Source organism: Palleronia salina (assembly GCF_900141995.1).
Classification (GTDB): Bacteria; Pseudomonadota; Alphaproteobacteria; order Rhodobacterales; family Rhodobacteraceae; genus Palleronia; species Palleronia salina.
In genome coordinates this window covers 116,570-141,383 of record NZ_FQZA01000003.1, presented here as the reverse complement: position 1 = coordinate 141,383, position 24,814 = coordinate 116,570, and the positions used below count along the sequence as shown (strand labels likewise).

The 24,814-nt window shown below is 68.7% G+C and carries 27 protein-coding genes and 2 tRNA genes; 11 read left to right on the top strand and 18 right to left on the bottom strand.

Annotated elements, in window-relative coordinates; translation table 11 throughout:
• The first annotated feature begins 153 nt into the window (after positions 1 to 153).
• The 3 genes from BUB76_RS06000 (at position 154) to BUB76_RS05990 (ending at position 1,332) form a co-directional block, all read left to right on the top strand.
• Positions 154 to 228: transfer RNA gene (locus BUB76_RS06000), tRNA-Val, on the top strand.
• A gap of 91 nt (positions 229 to 319) precedes the next feature.
• Positions 320 to 445 (top strand): type B 50S ribosomal protein L36, encoded by a 126-nt coding sequence (gene ykgO, locus BUB76_RS05995; RefSeq protein WP_005850168.1) that lies wholly within the window; start codon positions 320 to 322, stop codon positions 443 to 445.
• A gap of 107 nt (positions 446 to 552) precedes the next feature.
• Positions 553 to 1,332, top strand: coding sequence for an SDR family NAD(P)-dependent oxidoreductase (locus tag BUB76_RS05990; protein WP_073127813.1), 780 nt, complete (start codon positions 553 to 555; stop codon positions 1,330 to 1,332).
• Here BUB76_RS05990 and BUB76_RS05985 read toward each other — a convergent pair.
• Positions 1,329 to 2,345 carry an MBL fold metallo-hydrolase gene (locus tag BUB76_RS05985; RefSeq protein WP_073127811.1) on the bottom strand — a complete coding sequence of 339 codons (1,017 nt, stop codon included), beginning with the start codon at positions 2,343 to 2,345 and terminating at the stop codon, positions 1,329 to 1,331. The genes BUB76_RS05990 and BUB76_RS05985 overlap by 4 nt on opposite strands.
• Before the next feature lie 174 nt (positions 2,346 to 2,519).
• Positions 2,520 to 4,223 (bottom strand): acyl-CoA dehydrogenase, encoded by a 1,704-nt coding sequence (locus BUB76_RS05980; protein WP_073127809.1) that lies wholly within the window; start codon positions 4,221 to 4,223, stop codon positions 2,520 to 2,522.
• 146 nt (positions 4,224 to 4,369) lie between these two features.
• Between BUB76_RS05980 and BUB76_RS05975 the strand changes: the two genes are divergently transcribed.
• The gene (locus BUB76_RS05975; RefSeq protein WP_073127808.1) at positions 4,370 to 5,311 is read left to right on the top strand and encodes an L-threonylcarbamoyladenylate synthase; all 942 of its coding nucleotides are present in this window, start codon (positions 4,370 to 4,372) and stop codon (positions 5,309 to 5,311) included.
• 18 nt (positions 5,312 to 5,329) lie between these two features.
• Here BUB76_RS05975 and BUB76_RS05970 read toward each other — a convergent pair whose 3' ends face one another.
• The 6 genes from BUB76_RS05970 to BUB76_RS05950 form a co-directional block, all read right to left on the bottom strand.
• Positions 5,330 to 5,890: a YqgE/AlgH family protein gene (locus tag BUB76_RS05970; protein WP_073128083.1), complete on the bottom strand. Its 561-nt coding sequence runs from the start codon at positions 5,888 to 5,890 to the stop codon at positions 5,330 to 5,332.
• Positions 5,891 to 6,000: 110 nt separating this feature from the next.
• The gene (locus tag BUB76_RS05965; protein WP_073127806.1) at positions 6,001 to 6,180 is read right to left on the bottom strand and encodes a helix-turn-helix domain-containing protein; all 180 of its coding nucleotides are present in this window, start codon (positions 6,178 to 6,180) and stop codon (positions 6,001 to 6,003) included.
• A 193-nt stretch (positions 6,181 to 6,373) separates the two neighbouring features.
• On the bottom strand, positions 6,374 to 7,267 hold the full coding sequence (locus tag BUB76_RS05960; RefSeq protein ID WP_073127804.1) for a helix-turn-helix domain-containing protein: 894 nt from the start codon (positions 7,265 to 7,267) through the stop codon (positions 6,374 to 6,376).
• A 47-nt stretch (positions 7,268 to 7,314) separates the two neighbouring features.
• A complete protein-coding gene (locus BUB76_RS17595; RefSeq protein WP_139250791.1) occupies positions 7,315 to 7,656 on the bottom strand; it encodes a hypothetical protein in 342 nt (113 codons plus the stop codon).
• Entirely contained in the window at positions 7,656 to 8,129 is a 474-nt protein-coding gene (locus BUB76_RS05955; RefSeq protein ID WP_084140563.1) for a Panacea domain-containing protein, read from the bottom strand. The genes BUB76_RS17595 and BUB76_RS05955 overlap by 1 nt, the downstream gene beginning before the upstream one ends.
• Entirely contained in the window at positions 8,129 to 8,347 is a 219-nt protein-coding gene (locus tag BUB76_RS05950; protein ID WP_073127800.1) for an RNA-binding protein, read from the bottom strand. Before BUB76_RS05950 ends, BUB76_RS05955 begins: the two co-directional genes overlap by 1 nt.
• Before the next feature lie 283 nt (positions 8,348 to 8,630).
• On the opposite strand from BUB76_RS05950, the gene BUB76_RS05945 reads away from it, so the two are divergent.
• Positions 8,631 to 9,404, top strand: a complete 774-nt coding sequence (locus BUB76_RS05945) for a protein-disulfide reductase DsbD domain-containing protein (RefSeq protein WP_073127798.1) — start codon at positions 8,631 to 8,633, stop codon at positions 9,402 to 9,404.
• Between the two features lie 6 nt (positions 9,405 to 9,410).
• On the opposite strand, the gene BUB76_RS05940 is transcribed toward BUB76_RS05945, so the two are convergent.
• The 6 genes from BUB76_RS05940 to BUB76_RS05915 all read right to left on the bottom strand — a co-directional run bounded on the left by BUB76_RS05940 (position 9,411) and on the right by BUB76_RS05915 (position 17,283).
• Entirely contained in the window at positions 9,411 to 12,794 is a 3,384-nt protein-coding gene (locus BUB76_RS05940) for an efflux RND transporter permease subunit (RefSeq protein WP_073127796.1), read from the bottom strand.
• A gap of 68 nt (positions 12,795 to 12,862) precedes the next feature.
• Entirely contained in the window at positions 12,863 to 14,326 is a 1,464-nt protein-coding gene (locus BUB76_RS05935) for an efflux RND transporter periplasmic adaptor subunit (protein ID WP_073127794.1), read from the bottom strand.
• A gap of 96 nt (positions 14,327 to 14,422) precedes the next feature.
• Positions 14,423 to 14,965, bottom strand: a complete 543-nt coding sequence (gene moaB / locus BUB76_RS05930) for a molybdenum cofactor biosynthesis protein B (RefSeq protein ID WP_073127792.1) — start codon at positions 14,963 to 14,965, stop codon at positions 14,423 to 14,425.
• The gene (yghU, locus tag BUB76_RS05925) at positions 14,962 to 15,825 is read right to left on the bottom strand and encodes a glutathione-dependent disulfide-bond oxidoreductase (RefSeq protein WP_073127790.1); all 864 of its coding nucleotides are present in this window, start codon (positions 15,823 to 15,825) and stop codon (positions 14,962 to 14,964) included. The genes moaB and yghU overlap by 4 nt, the downstream gene beginning before the upstream one ends.
• Before the next feature lie 100 nt (positions 15,826 to 15,925).
• Positions 15,926 to 16,516 (bottom strand): metallophosphoesterase family protein, encoded by a 591-nt coding sequence (locus tag BUB76_RS05920; protein ID WP_073127788.1) that lies wholly within the window; start codon positions 16,514 to 16,516, stop codon positions 15,926 to 15,928.
• Positions 16,513 to 17,283 (bottom strand): uracil-DNA glycosylase, encoded by a 771-nt coding sequence (locus tag BUB76_RS05915; RefSeq protein ID WP_073127786.1) that lies wholly within the window; start codon positions 17,281 to 17,283, stop codon positions 16,513 to 16,515. The genes BUB76_RS05920 and BUB76_RS05915 overlap by 4 nt, the downstream gene beginning before the upstream one ends.
• Positions 17,284 to 17,385: 102 nt before the next feature.
• Here BUB76_RS05915 and BUB76_RS05910 point away from each other — a divergent pair, with 102 nt between their 5' ends.
• The 4 genes from BUB76_RS05910 (at position 17,386) to BUB76_RS05895 (ending at position 21,249) form a co-directional block, all read left to right on the top strand.
• Positions 17,386 to 18,327 carry an aspartate carbamoyltransferase catalytic subunit gene (locus BUB76_RS05910; RefSeq protein ID WP_073127784.1) on the top strand — a complete coding sequence of 314 codons (942 nt, stop codon included), beginning with the start codon at positions 17,386 to 17,388 and terminating at the stop codon, positions 18,325 to 18,327.
• A gap of 67 nt (positions 18,328 to 18,394) precedes the next feature.
• Positions 18,395 to 18,916, top strand: coding sequence for a hypothetical protein (locus BUB76_RS05905; RefSeq protein ID WP_073127782.1), 522 nt, complete (start codon positions 18,395 to 18,397; stop codon positions 18,914 to 18,916).
• Positions 18,917 to 19,104: 188 nt separating this feature from the next.
• A complete protein-coding gene (gene pyrC / locus BUB76_RS05900) occupies positions 19,105 to 20,376 on the top strand; it encodes a dihydroorotase (RefSeq protein ID WP_073127780.1) in 1,272 nt (423 codons plus the stop codon).
• 90 nt (positions 20,377 to 20,466) lie between these two features.
• Positions 20,467 to 21,249, top strand: coding sequence for a glycoside hydrolase family 25 protein (locus tag BUB76_RS05895; protein ID WP_236737869.1), 783 nt, complete (start codon positions 20,467 to 20,469; stop codon positions 21,247 to 21,249).
• Positions 21,250 to 21,317: 68 nt separating this feature from the next.
• Here the strand turns inward: BUB76_RS05895 and BUB76_RS05890 are convergent, their stop codons facing one another.
• The 3 genes from BUB76_RS05890 to pyrF form a co-directional block, all read right to left on the bottom strand.
• Positions 21,318 to 22,055 (bottom strand): M48 family metallopeptidase, encoded by a 738-nt coding sequence (locus tag BUB76_RS05890; protein WP_073127776.1) that lies wholly within the window; start codon positions 22,053 to 22,055, stop codon positions 21,318 to 21,320.
• A gap of 87 nt (positions 22,056 to 22,142) precedes the next feature.
• A tRNA-Arg gene (locus BUB76_RS05885) sits at positions 22,143 to 22,219 on the bottom strand.
• Positions 22,220 to 22,268: 49 nt separating this feature from the next.
• Complete coding sequence (pyrF, locus tag BUB76_RS05880) at positions 22,269 to 22,961, bottom strand: orotidine-5'-phosphate decarboxylase (RefSeq protein ID WP_073127774.1); 693 nt, start codon at positions 22,959 to 22,961, stop codon at positions 22,269 to 22,271.
• Positions 22,962 to 23,092: 131 nt separating this feature from the next.
• On the opposite strand from pyrF, the gene BUB76_RS05875 reads away from it, so the two are divergent.
• Entirely contained in the window at positions 23,093 to 23,683 is a 591-nt protein-coding gene (locus BUB76_RS05875) for a hypothetical protein (RefSeq protein WP_073127772.1), read from the top strand.
• Positions 23,684 to 23,855: 172 nt separating this feature from the next.
• Positions 23,856 to 24,242, top strand: a complete 387-nt coding sequence (locus BUB76_RS05870) for an ester cyclase (RefSeq protein WP_073127770.1) — start codon at positions 23,856 to 23,858, stop codon at positions 24,240 to 24,242.
• Positions 24,243 to 24,399: 157 nt separating this feature from the next.
• Here BUB76_RS05870 and BUB76_RS05865 read toward each other — a convergent pair whose 3' ends face one another.
• The gene (locus BUB76_RS05865) at positions 24,400 to 24,747 is read right to left on the bottom strand and encodes a hypothetical protein (RefSeq protein WP_139250790.1); all 348 of its coding nucleotides are present in this window, start codon (positions 24,745 to 24,747) and stop codon (positions 24,400 to 24,402) included.
• Positions 24,748 to 24,814: the final 67 nt, after the last annotated feature.

Sequence of the window (24,814 nt, the reverse complement as noted above, 5' to 3'; positions counted from 1 at the left end):
TCCCCTGTTACCGTTCGTGACATGTCTCTTACGCCAAACAAGATGGTTCAGCAAAAGCGCTTGAACAGGGGCGGACGAGCTTTTATAGACCGCGCACCGGCGTGACACCCCCCGGCCTTCGGGGCGATGTCATATGCGTCGGTAACGGACATGGGGCGATTAGCTCAGCGGTAGAGCACTTCGTTGACATCGAAGGGGTCACTGGTTCGATCCCAGTATCGCCCACCATGTTCCACGGGATTTTCGCCGTCGGGCCCGCCCCCGGCATCTTGCAACCAAGGCGCGTGCCCCGCGCCGCGACATCGATGGGAGAGGACTGATGAAAGTTCGCAACTCGCTTCGTTCGCTGAAGAACCGCCACCGCGACTGCCGCGTGGTGCGCCGCAAGGGCCGCGTCTACGTGATCAACAAGACGCAGCGTCGCTTCAAGGCCCGCCAGGGCTAAGCCGCAGGTCCGCTTCAGGTACCGAAAAGGCCGCCCCCGCCGGGGCGGTCTTTTCTTTTGCGCGCCCGTCCCCATCTGCCTCCAATGCCATGGAACAGGAGGCCCCCATGTCCGATCTCGCCCTCGTCACCGGCGCATCCTCGGGAATCGGCGCCGCGCTGGCGCGTGAACACGCCGCGCGCGGCGGCGACCTGATCGTCACCGCCCGCCGCGCCGACGCGCTGGACCAGCTGAAATCCAATCTCGAATCACGCTACGGCGTCACGGTGCACGTGATGGCCTGCGACCTGGGGGCCGAGGGCGGCGCGCAGGACCTTGTCCGCCGGATCGAAGACGCGGGCCTGGCGCCCGATATCCTCGTCAACAACGCGGGCTTCGGCGGGCGCGGCAAGCACCTGGATCGCCCGGCGGAGGACGAGCAGGGGATGATCGACCTGAACGTGAAGGCGCTGGTCGCGCTGACCCGCGCCCTCGCGCCCGGAATGGTCGCGCGCGGCCGTGGTCGCATCCTCAACGTGGGCTCCACCGCGGGGTTCATGCCCGGCCCCGAACAGGCCGTCTACTTCGCGACCAAGGCCTTCGTGAACTCCTACACCCAGGCCCTGGCGCACGAGCTGCGCGGCACCGGCGTCACCGCCACCGTCCTCGTCCCCGGCTATGTCGAGACCGAGTTCGCGCAGCGCAGCGATCTCACCGGAACCAGGCTGACGCAAAGCGGCATGACCGCCGGGGCCGTGGCCAAGATCGGCTATGACGCCATGCGCCGGGGTGATCTCGTGGCGTTCGACCGGACGTCGCTGTCGCTGGCCTGCCAGTGGGTGATCCCGTTCCTGCCGCGCCGCACGGTCATGTCGATGATGGAGCGGATGCAGCGGAAGGCCGGCTAGGCCGCGCGGTAGATCCAGGCCCCGTCCGCGCCCCGTTCGCGCGTGGCGCGGCCCTGCAGGTAGAGGTGCTGGCAATGGGCCGCGGCCTCGACCAGCGCCAGCCCGTACTCGCCGCCCCGGATCTCGCGCTTGAACAGCGGCGCGAAGCATTCGCCGGCGGTGCGCGGCTGGGCCAGGTGCGCCTCGAGCCGCGACAGCGCGCCATGGTGGTTGTCGATCAGCTGCCGCAACCGCAGCGGCAAGCCCCGAAACGGCAGCTTGTGCCCCGGCAGGACCAGCTGCCCGGGGTCGGCGAAACGGGCCAGGCGCGCGCAGGCGTCCAGCCAGTCGCCCACCGGGTCGGCCATGGGCTCGGTCGCGTAGAGCCCCAGGTTGGGCGAGATCGACGGCAGCAGCTGGTCGCCGCCCAGAACGAGGCCGTCTGCGTCACACCAGAAGGTCGCGTGGTCCGGTGCGTGGCCCGCGCCCAGCCGCACCACCCAGTCGCGCCCGCCCATGCGCAGCGTCGCGCCCTCGTCCAGCCGGCGATAGCCCAGCGGCATCGGCGCCACCACGTCGGCGAAGTTGAACGGGCGTTCCTCCAGCCGCTGCGCCAGCACCTCGGCCGCCATGCCGGACGCGCGCCAGAAATCCACGGTCTCGGGCGCGGGGCGGTCCTGCTCGTCCAGGCGCAGCATCCGCGCCATGAGCCAGGCCACCCGCGTCATCCACAGCTCGGCGCCCTGTTCCATGAACCAGCCCGCCAGCCCTACGTGATCGGGATGATGGTGGGTGACCACGACACGGGTCACACGCCGGCCGTCCAGCGCCTGCTCCCACAGCCGCCGGGTCAGCTTCGACGCGAACCCGGTATCGACCACGGTGACGCCGTCATCCTCTTGAAGGATCCAGCAATTCACGTGGTCCAGCGCCATGGGCAGCGGCAGGCGCACCCATTCGATGCCCGGCGCGACCTCGACCGGCTGCCCGTGCTCCGGCGCCGCGTCCCACGGATAGATCAGCTTTTCGCCCATGCCGCCCCCTTGACCCGACAAGGGGCGCGCCGTGGGATCCGGCGCGCCCCTTCCATCACTGGTCTTCAAATACTCAAGAGCCCGGGAAGACAACCCGCGCGGCCCGGCTGCATCACTGGACCGCAAATACCTCTGCGGACCGGTCCCGGCAGGCGCGCCGCCCGCACGATGCGATCACGCCGCGGCCAGGTCGTCCAGCGACAGGTCGTACAGGCCATCGGCCCCCTGCCGCACCTGCGCCAGCAGGCCCGCGTGCTCGGGCAGCATCCGCTCGATATAGAACCGGGCCAGCGCGCGGCGGGGATCGTCGCCCTTCATGGCCGCGCGCAGGTGGAAGCCCGCGCCGAGGACCCGGGCGAAGGCCCGCAGATAGGGGACTGCCACGGCGAAGCGGTCCTGCAGCTCCTGCGCCACCAGCCAGTCAGTGGTCTCGCGCAGGGTTTCGGCCGCGTCGAACACGGCCTGGGCCATGTCGGGCAGATCGTCCTGCGCCGACTTGGCGTCGGCCACGATCTCGTCCAGCAGGGCGCCCGCGGCCTCGCCGCCATCCATCATCTTGCGCGCCACCAGGTCCATGGCCTGGATGCCGTTCGTGCCCTCGTAGATCGCGGTCACCCGCACGTCGCGCGAATACTGCGCCGCGCCGGTTTCCTCGACGAAGCCCATGCCGCCATGCACCTGCACGCCGGTCTGGGACACGGCCATGCCGACATCGGTGCCGAAGGCCTTGGCGATGGGCGTGAGGAACGCGGCCCGTGCCTTCCAGCCCGCGTCGCCGGTGGCGGTGGTCATGTCGATGGCCACCGCACAGCTAAGCGCGATGGCGCGCGCGGCCCAGGTCTCGGCCTTCATCTCGGTCAGCATCCGGCGCACGTCGGCGTGCTCCACGATGCTGCCCGATCCGCCCGCGCGGCCCTGCTTGCGGTCCAGCGCGTAGGCCAGCGCGTGCTGGTAGGCGCCTTCGGCGACGCCGATGCCCTGGCCGCCGACGCCCAGCCGCGCGTTGTTCATCATGGTGAACATCGCCGCCATGCCGCCGTTCTCGGGGCCGACCATCCAGCCTTTCGCGCCGGAATACTCCATCACCGCGGTGGGGCTGCCGTGCAGGCCCATCTTGTGCTCCAGCGACACGACGCGCAGGTCGTTGCGCTCGCCCGGCTTGCCGTCGGCGTCGGGGATGAACTTGGGCACCATGAACAGGCTGATGCCCTTCGTCCCCTCGACCGCGCCCGGCAGGCGCGCCAGCACCAGGTGGCAGACGTTTTCCGAGAAGTCGTTGTCGCCCCACGAGATGTAGATCTTCTGCCCGGTGATGGCGTAGGTGCCATCGTCCTGCGGCTCGGCCTTGGTCTTCAGCGCGCCAACGTCGCTGCCCGCCTGCGGTTCGGTCAGGTTCATGGTGCCGCACCATTCGCCCGAGATCAGCTTGGGCAGGTACAGCGCCTTCAGCTCGTCGCTGGCGTGGTGTTCCAGCGCCTCGATCTGGCCCTGGGTCATCAACGGGTTCAGCTGCAGCGCCAGGCAGGCCGAGGCCATCATCTCGTTCACGGCGGTCGTGACCGTCATGGGCAGGCCCATGCCGCCGAACTCGGGATCGGCCGAGATGCCGACCCAGCCGCCCTCGGCGATGGCCTTGTAGCCCTCGTCGAAGCCGGGGGACGTGCGCACAACGCCGTTCTCCAGCCGGGCGGGATGCGTGTCGCCGTTGCGTTGCAGCGGGGCCAGGACCTCTTCGCACATGCGGCCCGCCTCGTTCAGGATGGCCTCGACCATGTCGGGCGTCGCCTCGGCGAAGCGGTCGGTCGCCGTGACCTGGTCAAGGCCCACCACATGATCGAACAGAAAGCTGTAATCCCGCACGGGGGCACGGTATGGCATGTCGGTCTCTCCTAACGAAGCGGGCGGCTGGAAACGGGCCGCCGGGCGCGATATGGCCCTGAAATTGCACGCCAGACGTTATACACCCACGGAACTCCGGCAATGAAAACGCCACGTCACTGCCCTTGCGTCAACCCGGCGCACCCATGACCGCCCTGCGGCTGCGTTCGACGGCGTCCGACCTGGACCGCGCGGCCGCCCTTCTGCGGGCGAGCGCGCTCGTCGCCTTCCCGACCGAGACGGTCTATGGCCTTGGTGGCGACGCCAGCGACGGGCGGGCGGTGGCGGGGATCTTCGCCGCCAAGAACCGGCCGAGCTTCAACCCGCTGATCGTCCACCTGCCCGACATGGACGCGGTCGCGGGATACGCCACGCTGTCGGGCGATGCCGCCCTGCTGGCCGAGGCGTTCTGGCCGGGGCCCATGACCCTCGTGCTGCCCTTGCGGCCCGACGCGGGCCTGTCGCCACTGGTCACGGCGGGTCTGTCCACGGTGGCGATCCGGGTGCCCGCGAACCGGCTGGCCCGCGACCTTCTGGCGCGCACCGGCCGCCCGGTGGCCGCGCCTTCGGCCAACCCCTCGGGCCGGATCAGCGCGACGACGGCGGACCACGTGATGGACCACCTGTCCGACCGGATCGCCGCGGTGGTGGATGGCGGTCCCTGCACGGTGGGGGTCGAGTCGACGATCCTGGCCTGCGACGACGCGGGCTGCCGCCTGCTGCGGCCCGGCGGCCTGCCCGCCGAGACCGCCGAGGCCTGCCTGGGGGCACCGCTCCTGCCGCCCGTCGCCAGCGCGACGCCGAACGCGCCGGGTCAGCTCGCCTCGCACTATGCGCCGCGCGGCAGTGTCCGGCTGAACGTGACCGATCCGGAAGCGGATGAGATCCTGCTGGGGTTCGGCCCGGTCGAGGCCGCTTTGAACCTGTCGCCATCGGGCGACCTGGTCGAGGCGGCGGCGGGCCTGTTCGGGGCGCTGCACCGGCTGGACGCCATGGGGGCGGACCGCATCGCGGTGGCGCCGATCCCCGAGACCGGGCTGGGCCGCGCGATCAACGACCGCCTGCGCCGTGCCGCCGCGCCGCGCTAGGCCGCGCGGCGTCCCCGCTCAGGCCCGTCCGCCCTCGGACGACAGCAGCAGTGGATCGATCCCCAGCGTGCCGATGGCCGCCATCCATTTCCCGTCGTTGTCGGGGGCGAAGACCAGCTCGGGCGTCGGGTCCGCGATCAGCCATCCGTTCTGCGCGATCTCGTCCTCGAGCTGGCCGGCGCCCCAGCCCGCGTAGCCCAGCGCCACGAGCGCGTCGCGCGGCCCCTGCCCGCCCGCGATGGCGCGCAGAACGTCCAGCGTCGCGGTCATGCCGAAATCCTCGCCCACGGTCAGCGTGGTGCTGTCGCCCGCGTAGTCGCGCGTGTGCAGCACGAATCCGCGCTGCATCTCGACCGGGCCGCCGAAATGGATCGGTCGGCTGGTGGGCGCGGTCAGCGGGATGTCGAGCTGTTCCATCAGCTCGGTGAAATCGACCTGCGAGGCGGGCTTGTTCAGGATCAGCCCCATGGCCCCGTCCTCGCCATGCGCGCAGAGCAGGATGACCGAGCGCTCGAAACGCGGATCTCCCATGCCCGGCATGGCGATCGCCAGGCGTCCAGTCAGGTTCGTGTAGTCCATGGATCCCAAGATGGCACAGCGGGCGACCGTCGCAAGGGGCACACGGTTCGCGGTAGTGTCTCAGTTTGAATTCAGAAAATGAAAGGGGCGACCGAAGCCGCCCCAATCTATCACGCTACCATGCGCGCTGATTGTTCGCTACCGGGGTGTCGGTGCCCGTTCAGCACCTCGCTTACGCGGCCCTGGTTCACACCGAAGTGCGCGGCGATCTCGTGTTGATACATACCTGACCAGTGCAACAGCCACACTTGGACAGCATCTTCGCTCGATAGTCTGATCGTCTTGCCCATGTCGTTACAGGCTCCTTGGAGCCGCAGACTGGACGCTTGACCGTCGAGTCCCCCCGTGTCACAAGGATGGGGAGAATTCTCAAATCACCGCCAGCCTACGGCGGTTTGCTCTAAGGCGCAGGATCTGAACCATCCTGCGCCTTTCCTTTTATCCGGATTCCGGTGTTGAGGCGAATCTTTTCGCCACATCTAGTTACGCCTCGCGACGTGCCCGCTTTTTGTAGGGGCCGCGCTTGGCGGGCGCAGGCTCGCGCGCGTCGATCAGGCTGACGATCCAAGCCATGTCGTGCAGCGTGTCGGACACGCCAGCGGCCATCGCCGGGGTGCACTTGAGCGACTTGTGGATGCGCACGAAGTTGTAGTGCACGAAATACAGCGACAGCATGTGCAGGTGGTTTTGCAGCTTCTTGCTGAACCCGTTGGTCAAGCGCGTGAAGCGGCGCATCCCCATGCGCATGGACAGGTTCTGGCGCTCAACGTGAGACGTGTTGATCTTCGCCGGATCGGGCTTGCCGAACACATCCCGCTTATACGTGCCGGTGCACTCAGCGGGGGAATACTTGCGCTCATGGCCTTTGTGGCCGGTCGGCTCGCCGTATTGCTTTACGAGCATGGCGTAGTCGATATCAGCGCCAAAGGCATCGCCAACTGCCTTGAGATAAGCGCCGTGACCGTCCGTGGTCAATTGGACCCGGTGCGCCAGCCGGTCAGCCAGACCAAACATGAAATCGCGAGCAGTAGCCGCCGAGCGGTCGCCAACCTCAAACGCCAGGATCATCTTGCTGTCGCTATCAAGTGCGGTCCAAGTCCAAACATCGCCCGCGCCTTCCGGGGCAGCCTTAGCCGTCTCGACATTCTTTTCCTTGGCATAGCAGAAAGACCAGATTTCATCGCACTGGACCGTCTCAGACCGGACGTCGCGCACCGTCTCGTCGTGGTAGGCGGCGCACGCTTCCCCGGCCTCAACTAGCAGCTTGGAAACCGTGTTAATCGAGACGCCGACCGTGCGGCTGATCGAGCGCATGGACATGCCTTCGACCAGAAGGTTCAGGATCATCACGCGCTTTTCGAGGGGCAGCTTGTTCATGCACCCAACATAGGGTGCGCGACCTCACTTAACAAGCAAAAAGTTCACTACGACTTGTCGCTACTGCCAAATAGATATCCTAGTATTAGAGTAATTATGCTTGTCAGCCCAGCAAACACATCCCCAAAAATAGAAGAATCGGGAAAGAAAAATATCAATACTCCAAGATATATTGCTAGCAGCAATGCAACTATGGCAGATACGTTTCCCGGCTTTTCAGCTTTGGCCCCCCAAAACTGCCCGATCCAGCCCAGCTGAGCGTTCTGCATGTTTTCTTCGTGAGCAAACATTCTTTCTTCGTCTGCCGCCATGCGGTCAGGCTTAGGTGGCGAAACCGTTGCCTCCTGCGCCTGACTCAGGGTCACTGGGCCTTTAGAACTGGATGCCATTAAGCAGCCAAGGTCCTGAAGTGTTCTTGAATCAATTGGTCAGGTATAACCGTTTCACCTCGGTCTCTTATGATAGACCACGGAGTTCCGGGTTTGTGGGTCATGGCCGAAAGCTGTGTTGCGGTGAAAGGCATGTAACGGCCTGCAACAAAGTCCAAAATGTCATAAAATTCACTGTTGCCGTTATGTGGAACAACAAAAGCTTTCTGTTCATCCCCATCCCAAGATGGCGCATATGCAGCAATCGGCTTGTTTCTATAGGATTTGAAGAGATGATAGAGTTCTTCTTCAACGGGACCATAAGGCCACGCTTCAAATGGGCCGTCGATGGCTGGCTTGCCAGTTATGGCCAAATGCCATCCATGAAGGCAGTAAACCAGTTTTTGCATTTTCATCGGAGTTATGGTTGCGCATTGATCTTCAAAATCGCGTTGAAGAAAGCAATTTGCGACATGTTTTAACGGAAAAGCCATCACTCCCACCTCGCGTTCGCAGCCTTGCGCGCGATCTCGCTCCGTTCGTGGTCGGTCAGTTTCTCGGCGCGGGCCTTCGATCCAGCCAAGCCGCTCTTGCGCTTGGCCGGTTGCTTGAGTTTGGTTTCTTCCGCCTCGCCGGTCGCGATCTTGGCAATGTGGACAGCGTTGCCGATCACGTCCGCCGGGCGCTTCTGGCCCTGCGGTCCTTTTGGCATGTTGGTCCTTTCCTCCCGTAAGCGGGGCTAGCCGCCTAGTAAGAGATTTTAGCATGTAAACCAATATTGTCACGCTCGCTGGCATTCGCAAGCGCAGCGAACCAAATGCTGCACGGCAGCGCGGCATTGTGATCCGTATGGTAGACATGCCCATCTTAAGGGCAGGTTACCACGATTTTGGGTATATAAATACCTCAATTTTCAAACTGAGACACTACCCGGTTCGCGTTCTTTCGCGCAGACGTGATTTCCAAACGCGGCCCCGTGGCGCAAGAAGGACGGCATGTTTCGTCTCGTCGCCCTTCTGATCCTTCTCGCCGCCCCGCTCCGGGCCGAAATGGCGCAGGTGTCCCTGCTGCCCGGCTGGCGCGACGGCGGATCGCACACCGCCGCGCTGCAGATCAACCTGGCGCCGGGATGGAAGACCTATTGGCGCGCCCCGGGCGAGGCGGGCATCCCGCCCAGCTTCAACTGGTCGGGCTCGACCAACCTGGCCGGCGTGCGGGTGGTCTGGCCGGTGCCGCACGTGTTCGACCAGAACGGCATGCGGTCGGTGGGCTACGACGTCGGCCTGACCCTGCCGCTGATCGTCGAGCCGCGCGACCCCCGCGCGCCGGTCGAATTGCGCCTGAACCTCGACATGGGGGTGTGCCGCGACGTCTGCGTGCCGGTCTCGGCACAGCTGTCCGGCACCCTTCCGGCGGCCAGCGCGCGGGCCGATGCCCGCATCCGCGCCGCCCTGTCGGACCGACCGGTGCCCGGACGCAAGGCCGGGGCCGGGCCGCTGGACTGCCGCCTGACGCCCACCGATCGGGGCCTGCGGGTCGACGCGCGGCTGCGCCTGCCGGCCATGGGCGGGGACGAACACGGCGTGATCGAGCCGGGCGATCCGCGCTTCTGGGTCGCCGACAGCGTGACGCGGCGCGACGGCAACATGCTGCACGTGTCGTCCGAGGTCTTCGCGCCGCGGGGCATGGCGCTGGGGTTGGACCGCGGGGCGCTGCGCCTGACCGTCCTGGGCCAAAGCGGCGCGGTCGAAATCAACGGCTGCGATTGACGCCGCTCACTCGGCCGGGGGCATGGGGCCGCGGGGCGCGCGCAGCACGAAGGCCCCGGCAAGGGCCGCAAGGATAACCACCACGAAACTCGCCGCCGCGAACAGGCCGAAGACCTGCCACGCGCCGCCCGTCGCCAGCCCAGCAAGCGGCGACCACACCGATCCCGTCACCGCCAGGCTGCCCAGCGTTGCCGCGAACAGCGCCGCCATGGCCAGCCCCGATGCGACCAGCACGGCCCTTGCGCCGCCCGTGCCATGCCCCGTCCGGCCCAGCCGCCGCGCCGCCCGCAGGAAACGTCCGAAATCCTGCCCGATGGCCAGCACGGCGGGCACCAGCAGCAACACCAGCGCCATGCCGAAGCCGAGGCCATAGACCAGCGTGATGACCGTGGGCTTGAGGAACTGCGCCTGGCTCGACCCCTCGTAGAGCAGCGGGGCAAGGCCCAGCACGGTGGTCAGCGTGGTCAGCAGGACGGGCCGCAACCGGTCGCAGGCCGCGTCCACGATGGCGGGCACCAGGCCGCGCGTCTCGGAATACTCGTCCACCGTCGTCACCAGCACGATCGAATCGTTGATGATGATGCCGGTCATGCCGATCAGCCCGACCACGGTGAAGATGCTCAGCGGCACGTCCCAGATGTAGTGCCCCCAGATCGCCCCGATCAGGCCGAAGGGGATCACCGCCATCACCACCAGCGGCCGCGTCCAGGACGCGAAGATCCAGGCCAGCACCAGGAAGATCCCGAGAATGCACAGCGCGAAACCGATGGAGGCGTCGGTCAGGAATTCCTCTTCCTCTTCGGCCAGGCCCGACAGGTCGGTGGAGATGCCGAAATCGCCGCGCAGCTCGGGCAGGATCTCGGTCTCGAGCGCGAACATGATGGCCGTCGCGCGGGCCGGGTCGTCCTCGGAGATGTCGCCGGTGACGGTGGCCAGGCGGATGCCGTTCTCGCGCCGGATGGTCGAGAAGCCGTCGCGCGTCTCGACCGTCACAAGGTCGCCCAGCCGCGCCAGCCCTGCATCGGTCGAAATCATGGCCCGGTCCAGGAAATCGGCCGTGCGCTCGTCCTCGGGCAGTTCGACCCGGATGGTGGCCGAGCGCACGCCGTCGGGGAAGGACGCGGCCTCGATCCCCGACAGCCGGTCGCGCAGGGTCCGGCCCAGCGCGTCGATGCTGACGCCCAGTGCCTCGCCCTGGGGGGTCAGCTCCAGCACCAGCTCCTGCTTGTCGTAGGACAGGCTGTCTTCCAGCGCGCTGACCTCGGGGAACTGCGCCAGCCGGGCCTTCAGGGCCTCGGCCGCCTGTTTGAGCGTGTCGGGCGGCGCGCCGAACAGCTGCACGCTCAGCGCGTCGCCGCCCGGGCCCGACCGCCAGCCGCGAAAGCTGATCTGTTCCAGCTGCGGGTGGCGCGGCACCGCGTCCTGCAGGGCGGCCACGAACTCGTAGCTGGAATAGGGGCGCAGATCGGCCTCGATCAATTCGATGGAGATGGCGCCCAGAAGGTCCTCGTCGGTATTCTCGGTGCCCGACAACCCGCGGCCCGACGACCCGCCAAGCGTCGCCATGGCGAAGTCCACCGGGTTGCGGCCATGCTCGGCCTCGTACTCGGCGCTCACCTGCGCCACCGCGTCCTGCAAAAGGCGGATCTGCTCGATCGTGTCGGCACGTGTGGCGCCCGCGCTCATGGCGAAGTTGCCCGACACGCTGCCCCGCTCGGGCGAGTTGAAGAACCGCCACTGCACGTCGCCGCGCAGGAACAGCGCCGCCTGCGCGGCCAGCAGGACGATCATCGCCGCCACAACCGGGTAGCGCGCCACGATCACCAGCCGCATGAGCGGTCGGAACAGCCGTTCGCGCACCCAGGCGAAGCCGCGGTTCACAACGCGGCTGGGCGCGTCGTACCAGCGCCTTTTGCCGGTGGCGATGGCGTGGGCCATGTGGTTGGGCAGGATCAGGAAGCATTCGACCAGACTGGCCAGCAGCACGACGATCACAGTGAAGGGAATGTCGGCGATCAGGGTGCCGAAGGTGCCGCCGATGGCGACCAGTCCGAAAAAGGCGATGACCGTGGTCAGCGTCGCCGACAGCACCGGCGCGAACATGCGCCGCGCCGCGCGTTCGGCGGCGACGACCGGCGGCTCGCCCAGTTGACGCGCGCGGAAATCGGCGTGTTCGCCCACCACGATGGCGTCGTCCACCACGATGCCCAGCGTGATGATGAGCGCGAACAGCGAGATCATGTTGAAGGTCAGCCCGGCGGCATACATCAGCGCGATGGCCGCCGTCATGGCCACCGGGATGCCCGCCGCCACCCAGAAGGCGGTGCGCGCGTTCAGGAACAGGAACAACAGACCCACCACCAGCGCGAGACCCATGGCGCCGTTGTCCAGCAGGATGTCGAGCCGGCCCGAGATGTAGTCGGCGCGGGTGCGGATCAGGTCGATGCCGACCCCCTGGGGAAGCGACGGCTGCATCTGGGCCACCACCTCTTCGACCTGCCGCTGGATGCGGATGGCGTCGCCGCTGGCGGTGCGGTCCACGCGCACGGCAATGGCGGGATCGTCGCCCACGAAATACGCCTCGGCCCGGTCCACGCCCTGCGGCACGATCCGCGCCACGTCGCCCACGCGCAGCGCGCTGCCATCGGGCTCGGCGCGCAGGATGATGCGGGAAATTTCCTCGGCGCTGCGCCGCGCGCTGCCCGCCCGGACCCTGGCGGTGCCGCCGACCTCGCCCGCCTGGGCGGCATCGGCCTCGCCGCCGATGGCATCGGCGATCTCGCGCAGGGTCAGGTCATATTGCACCAGCCGCGATGACGGCACCTCGACCCGGATCTCGCCATCGGCGATCCCCTGGATCGTGGTCTTGGTCACCCCCGCCTGGAACAGGCGCGCGACGAACTCATCGGCCAGCCGCGCCAGCTGATCCACGCCGACAGGCCCGGTGATGACCACGTCGGTCACCCGGTCGCGCCAGTTCGAGCGGCGGATCTCGGGGGCCTCCGCGGCCTCGGGCAGGTCGGTCACGGCATCCAGCGCGGTCTCCACGTCGTCGCTGGCCCGGCCCATGTCCCAGCCCGGCTCGAACTCCAGCTCGATCGACGCGCGTCCCTCGGTCGCGCGGGAGGAGGAATTGGCGACCCCCTCGACCGCCAGCAGAGCGGGTTCGAGCACGCCGACGATGGCATCGTCCACCGCCTCGGCGCCCGCGCCGGGCCAGCTGACGGTGATGTCGATGTCGTCCGACACGATATCGGGAAAGAACTGCGCGCGCATCTGCGGCACCGCCGCCAGGCCCAGCGCCAGCAGCACGACCAGCAGCAGGTTGGCCGCCGTGCGGTGGCGGGTGAAATAGCCGATGATGCCGCCCGCGCCCTCGAACCGTCTCATGGCCTGGCCCCCGGCCGGGTCATTGCGCCCTTGCGCGCGACGGCTCGAACTCTCACGATAATCCGCATTCAGCCGCCCATCCGCTCTTCGATTCGGGCGACGACGCCCGCGGGCACGCGGTCGGCCCGCAACTGCGCAAGGACGCGCTGCTTGGCGGCGTCCGGCATCCCGGTGTTCCCCTCGACGAAGGCCACCAGCCGCGCGCGGCGATCCGGGTCGAGATCCAGGAACTCGGCCGCTTCGGCTGTGGGGTCATCGGGCGCGTCGGGGCGCACCGGGCGCACCTTGATGCCCGCGCCGAGGGTCGGGCTGCGCTCGGCCACGACTTCACGGCCCGCCAGGTCGCCCACGCGCACCAGTACGTCGTCGCCCTGCCGACGCGCGATCTCGACCCGGCCGGGCTCGAGCCGGTCCTCGGGGCCCAGCACCAGCACCTCACCCGCCGGTCCGACGGCAGCGGCCGGAAGCCGGTCGATCCCGTCCAGCGCGGGTTCCTGCACGACGGCGCGGACGAAATCGCCCGAGCGGAAACCCTCGGGCTGTTCCAGCCGCGCGAAGATCAGGCGACCGGTCTGCCCCTCGCCCACCGACGCGCTTTCGCGGCTGATCCGCGCGGGCGAGCTGAGCGTGAAGCCCCCGGCCTCGAGCGACACGGTGACCTCGCGCGTGGTCAGCTGGCCCGAGGAATCGAGCAGCCGGGCGTATTCGCCGGCCGAGACCCGGAACCCGACCTCGAGCGCGTCGGGGTCGATCAGCGTGGCCAGGCGTTCGTTCAGGGACACCAGCCCGCCTTCGACCACCGCAAGCTCGGACAGGACCCCGTCGAAAGCGGCGGTGATCGTGGTGTCGTCCAGGTCGCGCGTGGCCTCGTCCATGGCGATGCGGGCGCGGTCCAGCGCCGTTTCGGCCTGGGTGACGGCGGCGTCCGCGTCGGCCCGGGCCTGCCGGCGGGACAAGAGGGCCTGTTCGGCCGCGCTCACGGCCAGTTCGGCCGTTTCGACGGTGGCCGCGGCGCCGATGCCGCGATCCTGAAGGTCGGTCTGGCGGGTGGCGGCGCGGCGGCGCAGCTCCAGCTGGTCGCGCGCGTTCTCGACATCCTCGGCGGCCAGTTCGGCGGCGCGGCGGGCATCATCCAGCGCGGCGGTGGCGTCCTGCAGGTCGGCCTCGGCCAACGCGACCGCGCGTTCGGCGTCCCGCGGGTCGATCTGGAACAGCAGGTCACCGGCGGCAACCGCGCCGCCTTCTTCGACATCGTCGCCCATCTGCACGACGCGACCGCCGACGCTGGCCCGGACCTCCAGGTTCCGCCGGCTCGAAATTTCGCCGAAGGCCTCGAGACTGGGCGTGATCTGCTGCGGCGTCAGGGTCTGCACCGTCGCGGCGAACACCTGTTCGCGCCCGCCCCCGCCCGGGGCCTCTCGCGCCGCGCGGTCCTGCATGGCCCCGCGCACCAGAACGCCGGCGGTGGCCAGAAGCCCCACGGTCAGCGCGATCAGAAAAAGTCCCGACAGCGCGCGGGTGAAAAAGCGCATGTGCCAACCTTGTCCTAGTTGTAACCGATATAGCCCGTGCGCCGCGCCCGCCAAAGCGCGAACACGCGGGATTTACCCCTGATACGGCCGGTCGCGCTATTTCCGTCGGTGATGTTCGTCGAGTCGAGGAAAAATCTCGACGAAGTTGCAGGGCCGGTGCCGGTAATCCAGTTGCAGCGACAGGATCTCGTCCCAGGCGTCACGGCAGGCCCCCGGGCTGCCGGGCAGCGCGAAGAGGTAGGTGCCCTGCGCCACGCCGCCGGTCGCGCGGCTCTGCACCGCGGAGGTTCCGATCTTCGCCATCGAAACGTGGGTGAACACGATCCCGAAGGCGTCGATCTCTTTCTCGTAGACGTCGCGATGCGCCTCGACCGTCACGTCGCGGCCCGTCAGCCCCGTGCCCCCGGTCGAGATGACCACGTCGATCTCGGGATCGGCGCACCAGTCGCGCAGCCGCCCCGCGATGGCCGTGCGGTCATCGCGCACGATATCGCGGGCGGCCAACACGTGGCCGGCCGCCGTCAACCGCTCGACCAGCGTGTCGCCCGACCGGTCGTCATCCGCCTGCCGCGTGTCGCTGACTGTCAGCACGGCGATGCGTACGGGGATGAAGTCGCGGCTGTCGTCGATCCGGCTCATTCCGCGGCGTCGCCGATCTTGTCCTGGGTGCGGGTGTGGAAGTCGGACGCGTCGTGACGCTCGTGCAGCTGCATCGCAGGCTCGCCGAAGGTGCGGTTCACCATGCGACCGCGCTGCACCGCCGGGCGGCCGTCTATGCGCTTGGCCCAGTCCATGACGTTCTCGTAGCTGGTCACGTCCAGGAACTCGGCCGCGTCGTAAAGGCGCCCCAGCACCAGCTGCCCGTACCACGGCCAGATCGCCATGTCGGCGATGGTATAGTCCTCGCCCGCCACGAAGCGCCGGTCGGCCAGGTTGCGGTCCAGCACGTCCAACTGCCGCTTTGTCTCCATGGTGAAGCGGTTGATCGGATACTCGAACTTCTCGGGCGCGTAGGCGTAGAAATGGCCGAATCCGCCGCCCAGATAGGGCGCGCTCCCCATCTGCCACATGAGCCACGACAGCATCTCGGGGCGGTTGTCGCCCAGGAAGGCGTCGAACTTCTCGGCCAGGTGCATCAGGATCGCGGCCGATTCGAACACCCGCACCGGCGTCTCGCCCGAGCGGTCGAGCAACGCCGGGATCTTGGAGTTGGGATTCACCTCGACGAAACCCGATCCGAACTGGTCGCCGTCACCGATGCGGATCAGCCAGGCGTCGTAGTCGGCGCCCGCGTGCCCCGCCTCGAGCAGTTCCTCCAGCATCACCGTGACCTTCACCCCGTTCGGCGTCGCCATGGAATACAGCTGGAACGGATGCTCTCCGACAGGCAGCTCCTTGTCGTGGGTCGGTCCGGCGATGGGGCGATTGATGTTGGCGAACTTGCCGCCCGACTCCTGGTCCCAGGTCCAGACCTTCGGCGGCTCGTAACTCTCGCTCATGGCGCGTGCTCCCTTGGTGTACCGTGTTGGTCGGGGATGTAAGGCGCGTGGCGGACCATGCCACGGGGCGCAACGAGACGTGACCGTCCAGACCGCCCGATCACAGGTCGAACCAGACCGGGTCGGGCCCGAGGTTGCGCCAGCGGGTGGGCCCCAGCGTGCCGCTTTCGCCCCAGCAGTCATGGACGTGTCCGAAGAGGCTCAGCGCCGGTTTCAGCCGCAGGATCGCCGACTTGATCGCCGTCGAGCCGATGCGCCCTTCGCGCGCGTGGTCGTCGCCCATGCCGTAGGGGGGCGAATGGGTCACCAGGACATCCGCCACCGGGATCGCGTCGAGCAGGTCGCCAGCCGCCGCCTCGTCCAGGTCCCACGAGCCCCAGGGCTGCGGCGGGATCGGCGGCACGCCACCGCCCAGCCCGGCGACGATGACGCCGTTCCAGTCGACCCACCCGCCGTGCAGCACCAGGGCGTCAGTGGCGCCGCGCAAGGCCTCCAGCGTCTCGTTGTTGCCGGGCACGACGATCATCCTGTCGGCGAGGGGCGCGAGCCGCGCCATGTAGGCGTCCAGCCCGTCGTGGTTCTGCGCGAAATCCCCCGCGCCGATGACAAGATCGGCGCCTTGGGACGCCGCCACCAGCGCCTCGGCCCGGGCCGCGTCCAGGTGCAGGTCCGAGACCGCGACGATCCTCATCCCAGCCTGTCCTTCACGGCCAGCAGGTCGGCCCACGCCTCGCGCTTGGCGGCCGGGTTGCGCAGCAGGTAGGCGGGGTGAACCATGGGCAGCGCGGGCCGACCGCAGGCCTCGGACCACTGGCCGCGCAGGCGGGTGATGCCGCGTTTGCCCAGCATGGCCTGGCAGGCGATGTTGCCCATCAGCACGATCACCTCCGGCGCGGCCAGCTCGATATGGCGGCGCACGAAGGGCAGCATCATCGCGATCTCGTCCGGTTTCGGGTCGCGGTTCTGCGGCGGGCGCCAGGGCAGGACGTTGGTGATGTAGACCGACGCGGGGGCCGTGCGGTCCAGCCCGATGGCCGCCAGCATCCGGTCCAGCAACTGGCCCGCGCGCCCGACGAAGGGCCGTCCCGCGATATCCTCGTCGCGGCCCGGCGCCTCGCCCAGGATCAGCAGCCGCGCCGCCGGATCGCCGTCGGCGAAGACAAGGTTGCGCGCGCCGCGCTTCAGCTCGCAGCCGTCGAAAGCCGCCATGGCGGCGCGCAACCCGTCGAGATCGCTCGCCGCGCCCGCCACACGCTCGGCATCGGCGACGGGGTCGGCGGCGACCGGCGCCGGCTGAAGGTGCGCAGGCTCGGCTTTTGGCTTCTCGCGCTCGGCCTGCGCGGCGGCCGACGCGGCATAGCGGTCGACGGGCGTCTCGCAGATCGCCTCGTCCGCCCCAAGCTCGACCTGCCAGGCCAGGGCCGCGCGCGCCGCCTCGTACGAATCCCATGTCTCCATGCGCGAACCCTATCCGCGCCCGCCGCCCCGTGCCAGAGCCGCCCGCCCTTGCCGCCCGCCCCCGCGCGCCGCTATGACGGCCCCAGCGCGAGGAGAGCGGCCATGGCATTCCGGCAAAGACACCTTCTGGGCATCGAGCAACTGGCCCCGGACGAGATCACCACGCTGCTGGACCTGTCGCAGCACTATGCCGAACTGAACCGCGGCCCGGACAAGCACGGCGACGCGCTCGCGGGCATGACCCAGGTCAACATGTTCTTCGAGAACTCGACCCGCACGCTGGCAAGCTTCGAGATCGCTGGCCTGCGGCTGGGCGCCGACGTGATGAACATGCCGATGCAGGCAAGCTCGATCAAGAAGGGCGAAACGCTGATCGACACGGCGCTGACGCTGAACGCCATGCATCCCGACCTGCTGGTGGTCCGCCACCCCCATTCCGGCGCCGTGAACCTGCTGGCCGAGAAGGTGAACTGCGCCGTGCTGAACGCGGGCGACGGCCGGCACGAGCATCCGACGCAGGGCCTGCTCGACGCGCTGACGATCCGGCGCAAGAAGGGCCGGCTGCACCGGCTGACCGTGGCGATCTGCGGCGACATCGCCCATTCCCGCGTGGCCCGGTCGAACATCTGGCTGCTGGGCAAGATGGAAAGCCGCCTGCGGCTGGTGGGGCCGCCCACGCTGATCCCGTCGGGCGCCGCTGATTGGGGCGTCGAGGTCTACCATGACATGGCCGAGGGCCTGCGCGGCGCCGACGTGGTGATGATGTTGCGACTTCAGAAGGAACGCATGGACGGCGGCTTCATCCCGTCCGAGCGCGAGTATTACCACCGCTACGGCCTGGATGCCGAGAAACTCTCCCACGCGGCGCCAGATGCCATCGTGATGCACCCCGGCCCCATGAACCGGGGGGTCGAGATCGACGGCACCATCGCCGACGACATCAACCGCTCGGTCATCCAGGAACAGGTCGAGATGGGCGTCGCCGTCCGCATGGCCGCCATGGACCTGCTGGCGCAGAACCTGCGCGCGGCACGGGCAGCGTGACGCGGCCGGAACAGCCACGGCGCCCACGCCGTTGGCCCCCGTGATTTCAACGACAAGCGAGCCCGCCATGCCCATCGATCCCGCCACCCATGTCCAGGTCTTCCGCGTCGACCTGCCGCCCGAACAGGCGGCACAGATGCTCGACGACCCGGCCGCGCTCGAAACGGCGCTGGGGGTGGTGCCCGCCCGCGACAGGCTCCAGCTGATCGACCCGTCGGTCCTGGCCGGGATCGGCCTGGCCAATTACCTGGCCGAGGGCGAAGGCATCGCGCCCGAGGCGCTGGCCCCCGACAAGACGCGGCTCGACCAGGTGCGCGCGCCGGTGCTGCTGCTGCTCCCGGGCGCGACACCCGTGGGCGAGCCTGTGACCCCGGTCGCGCCGCTGACGCACCTGGGCGACTACCCGCTGGTCGCGACCCGCGGCGCCGAGGGCCGGATCGAGACCGACAGCGCCCGCGGCCAGCAGGCCGCGCCCCCGCCCGAGGAACCGGCGGCCCCGAACGAGAAACGCCAGAGCGGCATGGTCGCCATGGTGGCCCTGGCCGTGGCGCTGCTCATCGCGCTGATCATGGTCATCGTCGCCGCGTGAACTCGAAGGCGCCCCGCGCGTCCGATCGGCCGGTGACGCCCCCGGCCCCATCACTGGTCCCCAAATACCTCCGGGGGGAGTCCGCGCCAGCGGACGGGGGCAGAGCCCCCGAGGGTGCCCGCGTGCCGATTGACCGCCGCCGGGCCAGTGCCTAGGACGGCAGGGCAGCCACAGGCCCGGATCCGCCGATGACATCGCTTCACTTCGTCAACGCCCGCCTCGTCGACCCCGAGATGCTTTCCGAGGACGAAGGCAGCCTGAGCGTCGAGGGCGGCGTCATCACGGCACGCGACGGCGACGCGCCCCGCGGCGCGCGCATCGTCGATTGCGGCGGCAAGCGCCTGGCGCCCGGCATCGTCGACCTGGGCGTGAAGGTCTCCGAGCCGGGCGAACGGCACAAGGAGTCCTTCGGCTCGGCCGGCCAGGCGGCGGCGCGCGGCGGGGTCACCACGATCATCACCCGCCCCGACACGGACCCGGCCATCGACACGCCTGAGGTGCTGGAATTCGTCTCGCGCCGCGCGGCCGCCCACAGCCCGGTGCACGTGCGCCCCATGGCCGCGCTCACCAAGGGCCGCGCGGGCCGCGAGATGGTCGAGATCGGGTTTCTCAGCGACGCCGGCGCCGTGGCCTTCACCGATTGCGACCGGGTGGTGGCCGACAGCAAGGTGTTTTCCCGCGCGCTGACCTACGCGGCCGCCATGGGCGCTCTGGTCATAGCCCATCCGCAGGACCCGAGCCTGTCGGCGGGCGCGGCGGCGACCTCGGGCAAGCTCAGCGCGCTCATGGGGCTATCGGGCGTGTCGCCCATGGCCGAGCGCATGGCGCTGGACCGCGACATGGCGCTGGTCGAGATGACGGGCGCGCGCTACCACGCCGACCAGATCACCAGCGCCCGCGCCCTGCCGGCCCTGGAACGGGCCAAGCGCAACGGGCTGGACGTGACCGCCGGGGTGGGCATCCACCACCTGACCCTGAACGAGATAGACCTGGGCGATTTCCGCACCTTCTTCAAGCTGAAGCCGCCGCTGCGCGCCGAGGAGGACCGCCTCGCGGTGGTCGAGGCCGTGGCGACGGGGCTGATCGACGTGGTCTGCTCGATGCACACGCCGCAGGACGAGGAAAGCAAGCGTCTGCCCTTCGAAGAGGCCGCCAGCGGGGCCGTGGGGCTCGAGACGCTTCTGCCCGCCGCCATGCGGCTGGTCCACGCGGGCCACATGGACCTGCCGACCCTGTGGCGCGCGCTGTCCCTGAACCCCGCGCGTCGGCTGGGGCTGCCCGCGGGCCGGCTCGCGGTGGGCTGTCCCGCCGACCTGGTGCTGTTCGACCCCGACGCGCCCTTCGTGCTGGACCGCGCGACGCTGGCCTCGAAATCCAAGAACACGCCCTTCGACGGCGCCCGGATGGAGGGCCGCGTGCTGGGCACCTGGGTCGCGGGGCAACAGGTGCACGCGGTGTGACGCCGATGTGACCGCGCTGCGCCACGCGCCGCTTGGCGGCGGGCGGATTTCGCGGCACGCTCGGGCATGGTTTCACCCGTGGGGGTTCCCGTGCACCATCTTCTTCGTCTTCTGGTCCTCGTCGCGCTTGTCGCGGGCTGCAACGTATCGCGGGCGCCCGCACCCGGCGGCGCGGTGGTCGCCTCGGCCGCGCAGTTCGTCCCGCGCTTCGGCGATGGCGACCCTACAGACTGGCCCGGCCGCGCGCCCTGGGCCTACCAGGTGCACGGCATCGACCTGTCGCGCTGGCAGACCGACGTGGATTGGCGCGCCGTGCGCCAGTCGGGCGTCAGCTTCGCCTTCATCAAGGCGACCGAGGGCGGCGATCACGTGGACCCGGCCTTCGATCAACACTGGCGCGATGCCGCGGCGGCGGGCGTGGCGCGGGGCGCCTACCACTTCTTCTACCTGTGCCGCCCGGCCTCGGAGCAGGCCGAGTGGTTCATCCGCAACGTCCCGCGCGACCGCAACGCGCTGCCGCCAGTGCTGGACATGGAATGGACGCCGTTCTCGCCCACATGCACGCGCCGCCCGCCCCCCGAGGTGATCCGCGCCGAAGCGCAGGAGTTCCTGCGCCGGATCGAACGGCACTATGGCCGCCGTCCGCTGATCTACACCACACCCGAGTTCTACCGCACCAATGACATGGGGCGGCTGGGCTATCCCATGTGGCTGCGCGCGGTGGCCGATCACCCGTCCACGGTCTATCCGGGGCAGGACTGGTCGTTCTGGCAATATACCGGGACGGGCCGCGTGCCGGGCTTCTCGGGCGACGTGGACATCAACGCGTTTCGCGGCAGCCGCGCCGACTGGATCCGTTTCGCGGGCGGCTGATGGTGTCTCGGACCAATCTTCCGAAGATCATCCCGGTTGACCTCGTGCGGGGCAGCTGACGCCCGGCCTCAGATCGTCTGAAGGATTTCCTCGATCTGCTCGATCCGGCTGTCCGGCGTGGGGTGCGTCGCCAGGAATTCCGGCCCGCGATTGCCCTGCGCGGCCTGCATCCGCTGCCACAGGGTCACCGCCTCTTCGGGGCGGAACCCCGCCCCCGCCATGGCCTGCAGGCCAAAGCGATCCGCCTCGAGCTCGTGATCACGGGAATAGGGCAGCAACAGCCCCACCTCGACCCCCAGGCCCAGCGCGGCGGCGATCTCGTTGCCGTATTCCACGCCGCCCACGTTGAGAACCCAGGCCAGAAGACGCACGCCCAGCGACTTGGCCACCTGCGCCGACATGCGCTTCTGCGCGTGCTCGGCCGCCAGGTGCCCGATCTCGTGGCCGACGATGGCGGCCAGCTGGTCGGTGTTCTGCACCACGCCGAACATGCCCTCGTAGATGCCGATCTTGCGGCCGGGCAGCGCGAAGGCGTTGATTTGGGGCGAGGCGAAGACGACCACCTCCCAGTCCTGCGGGCGCTGGTTCTGCTCTTCCAGCAGGCGCCGCGACACCGCGTCCAGCGAGCCCTGGTAATCGGCGTTGCGGCTGGCGGGCGTCTCGGCGCGCATCTGTTCCCACGCCTGCAGTCCCATCGCTTCGACCTGCGCGTCCGGAATAAGGTCGGGCGGTCCATCGCAGGCCGAAACGGTGCCCGCCGCGGCAAGGCTCAGGAAACTGCGGCGGCTGAGGCAGGCATTGCACATGGGAAAGCTCCGGGACCGGTCGCCGGATAACGCGCCCGGGGCGGCGGCGTTCCGTCGCAGGGGACGCGACCGAAAGAGGGCGAGAACTGGCGATCCCGGCAGGATTCGAACCTGCAACCTGCCCCTTAGGAGGGGGCTGCTCTATCCAGTTGAGCCACGGGACCGATCGGTGCCAGCTTTAGGCAATCGCTCCGCCCGCGTCCAGCCGCGGGCTCAGGACGGCAGGTCCGACAGGATGGCGCGCGCGGCGGCGGCCGGATCGTCGGCCTGCCAGACCGGGCGGCCCACCACGATATGGTCGGCGCCCGCCCCGATGGCGCCGGCGGGGGTGGCGATACGCTTCTGGTCGCCGGGCGCCGATCCTTCGGGGCGGACCCCCGGCGTGACGATCAGGCGGCCTTCGGACTGCGGCAGCGCGCGGATCGCGGCGGCCTCCTGCGGCGAGGCAATGACGCCGTCGGCGCCGGCCTCGAACGCGGCGGCGGCGCGATCCTCGACCATCTGCGCCATGTCGCCCGCCCGCATCAGGCCCGCGTCCAGGTCGGCCCGGTCCAGCGAGGTCAGGATGGTCACCGCGAGGATGCGCGTGCGCGAGCCGGCCGCGCCCTCCATCGCCGCGCGGACCACGTGGGGGTCGCCATGCACGGTCAGGAAATCGAGATCGAACTGCACCAGCCCGCGCACCGCCGCCTCGACCGTGGCGCCGATATCGAACAGCTTCATGTCGAGGAAGATACGCTTGCCGTGCTCGTCCTTCAGCTCGCGCGCAAGGGCCAGCCCGCCACCGGTCAGCATGCCCAGACCGATCTTGTAGAAGCCGACGGCGGGTCCGATCCGGCCCGCAAGCTCCAGTCCGGCGATGGCGTCGGGCACGTCCAGGGCAACGATCAGGCGGTCATCGGTCATGGGCGGAATCCTTTTCGCATCGCGCTTTTCGCAGGGAGCGCACCCCAAGTGGCGGATTGACGCAAGGGGCGCAAGAGTGGAACCGCCGCGTGGGGGCACCCGTTTTGCCGCCAAAGACAGGAGGCTAAACCATGGCCAAATCAACGAAAGGGGCCGGCAACATCCTCGGCCCCATCTTTCTCGTGGGGGCAGCGGCCCTGATCGCCATCGTGGCCGTCTTCGCCATGTCCGACGAGACGCCGCCGGACGAGCCGACGATCATCGCCGAGGACGACATCTCGTCCCGACCCGCCGGCGCGGGCACCAACCCCGAAGGCGAGCGCGACATGGAGACCGAGGGCATCACCGACGAGTTGGACGAGGTCGAGCCGGCCGCGCCCGGCGAGGAAACCGTGCCGCCGGCCGAGGCCGAGGACCCGCTGGAACCCATCGAGGACAGCGAGAACCCCCAACCCGCACCGGATGACGAGAGCGACACCCAGACCGAGTCGTCGGCGACCATCGCGGATGATGATTTCATCGTCGACGAGTCCAGCGACAGCGGCGCCGACCGCGTCGAAGACGCGTCGGACGAAAGCTTCCCCGACGGTCGTGACACGGAAACCGAGCTGACGCCCGAAGAGGACCAGTCGGTGGTGCGCGATACCGACAGCGGCGGGACCGGCTTCGTCCCCACCCCGTCGGGCCCCGAAGGCCGCGATGACGAGACGATCGCCGAATAAGCCCCGCGGTTTGAAAGCATGAGGCGCGTGGCGCCAACAGAAAGGCTCCCGAAGTAATTTCGGGAGCCTTTCTGCGACCATCCCTCCCGGCGGGGCGAAGCGCCTGAAGAGGCTGGTCCGGGCGCAGGTCCGTCCCTAGAGATCGACACTACCGACGAAGGAAGGTGGAGACGTGACGCGCGACAGGATCAGGGAACTCTACCGGGGCTACATCGCGTGTCTCAACGCACAGGACTGGGACGCGCTGCACCACCACGTGGCGGACGGCGTCGAATACAACGGGGCCGCGATCGGGCTCAACGGTTATCGGAAGATGCTAGTCGAAGACTTTCGGGCGATCCCCGACCTGTCCTTCAACATCGCCATGCTCGCCTGCGACCCGCCGGTGATCGCCAGCCGGCTGGCCTTCGACTGCACGCCTGTCGGCCAGCTGTTCGGGCTGCCGGTGAACGGGGCGAGGATCAGGTTCACCGAGAATGTCTTCTACGAATATCACGACGACAGGATCCGGCGCGTCTGGTCCGTCATCGACAAGGCCAGCGTCGCGGAGCAGATCTAGGAGTCACGGGGTCGAATAGGCCCCTGCTTTCTAGAACCCGATCACTCCCCCGGAGACGGGCCGCGATCGACGGCCCCACGGTCCGCCCCCCGCCCAAGAAAAAGGGCGCAGCGGCAATACGCTGCGCCCAGTTGCGCGTCGAGGCAGATAAGGGACGTTAAGCGACGCGGGGTAAACTGGTGTCGGGCGCCAGGCCGCTTGAGGCCAGCGCGGCGGCGTCCTGGATGAGGCGGGCCCGGATCGGGCCGTTGCCGCGGATGGGCACGTTGGTGGTCAGGCGGATCGGGCGGACCGGGCGTCCGCTTTCCTTGACCCACAGCGAAACCAGCGCTTCGATCCGGCCGAAATCGCGGTCGCGGCGCACCCGGGACAGGTCTGCGTCGAGAATGACCATCCTTTGCCTTCCTTCCTCACGGGCACGCGCCCGGTCGTGGTGGGCGGATGCCGGCTGCATCTCGGCCCGAATGAATGATTTGGCGAGCAGGCTGATCGGCGTGACCCCCATGGGGCCTTGCCTGCGTTCCGGCGTCCGGCGCCGGTGGATTGGACGGGGTCCTGTTCGACCCTCTGGC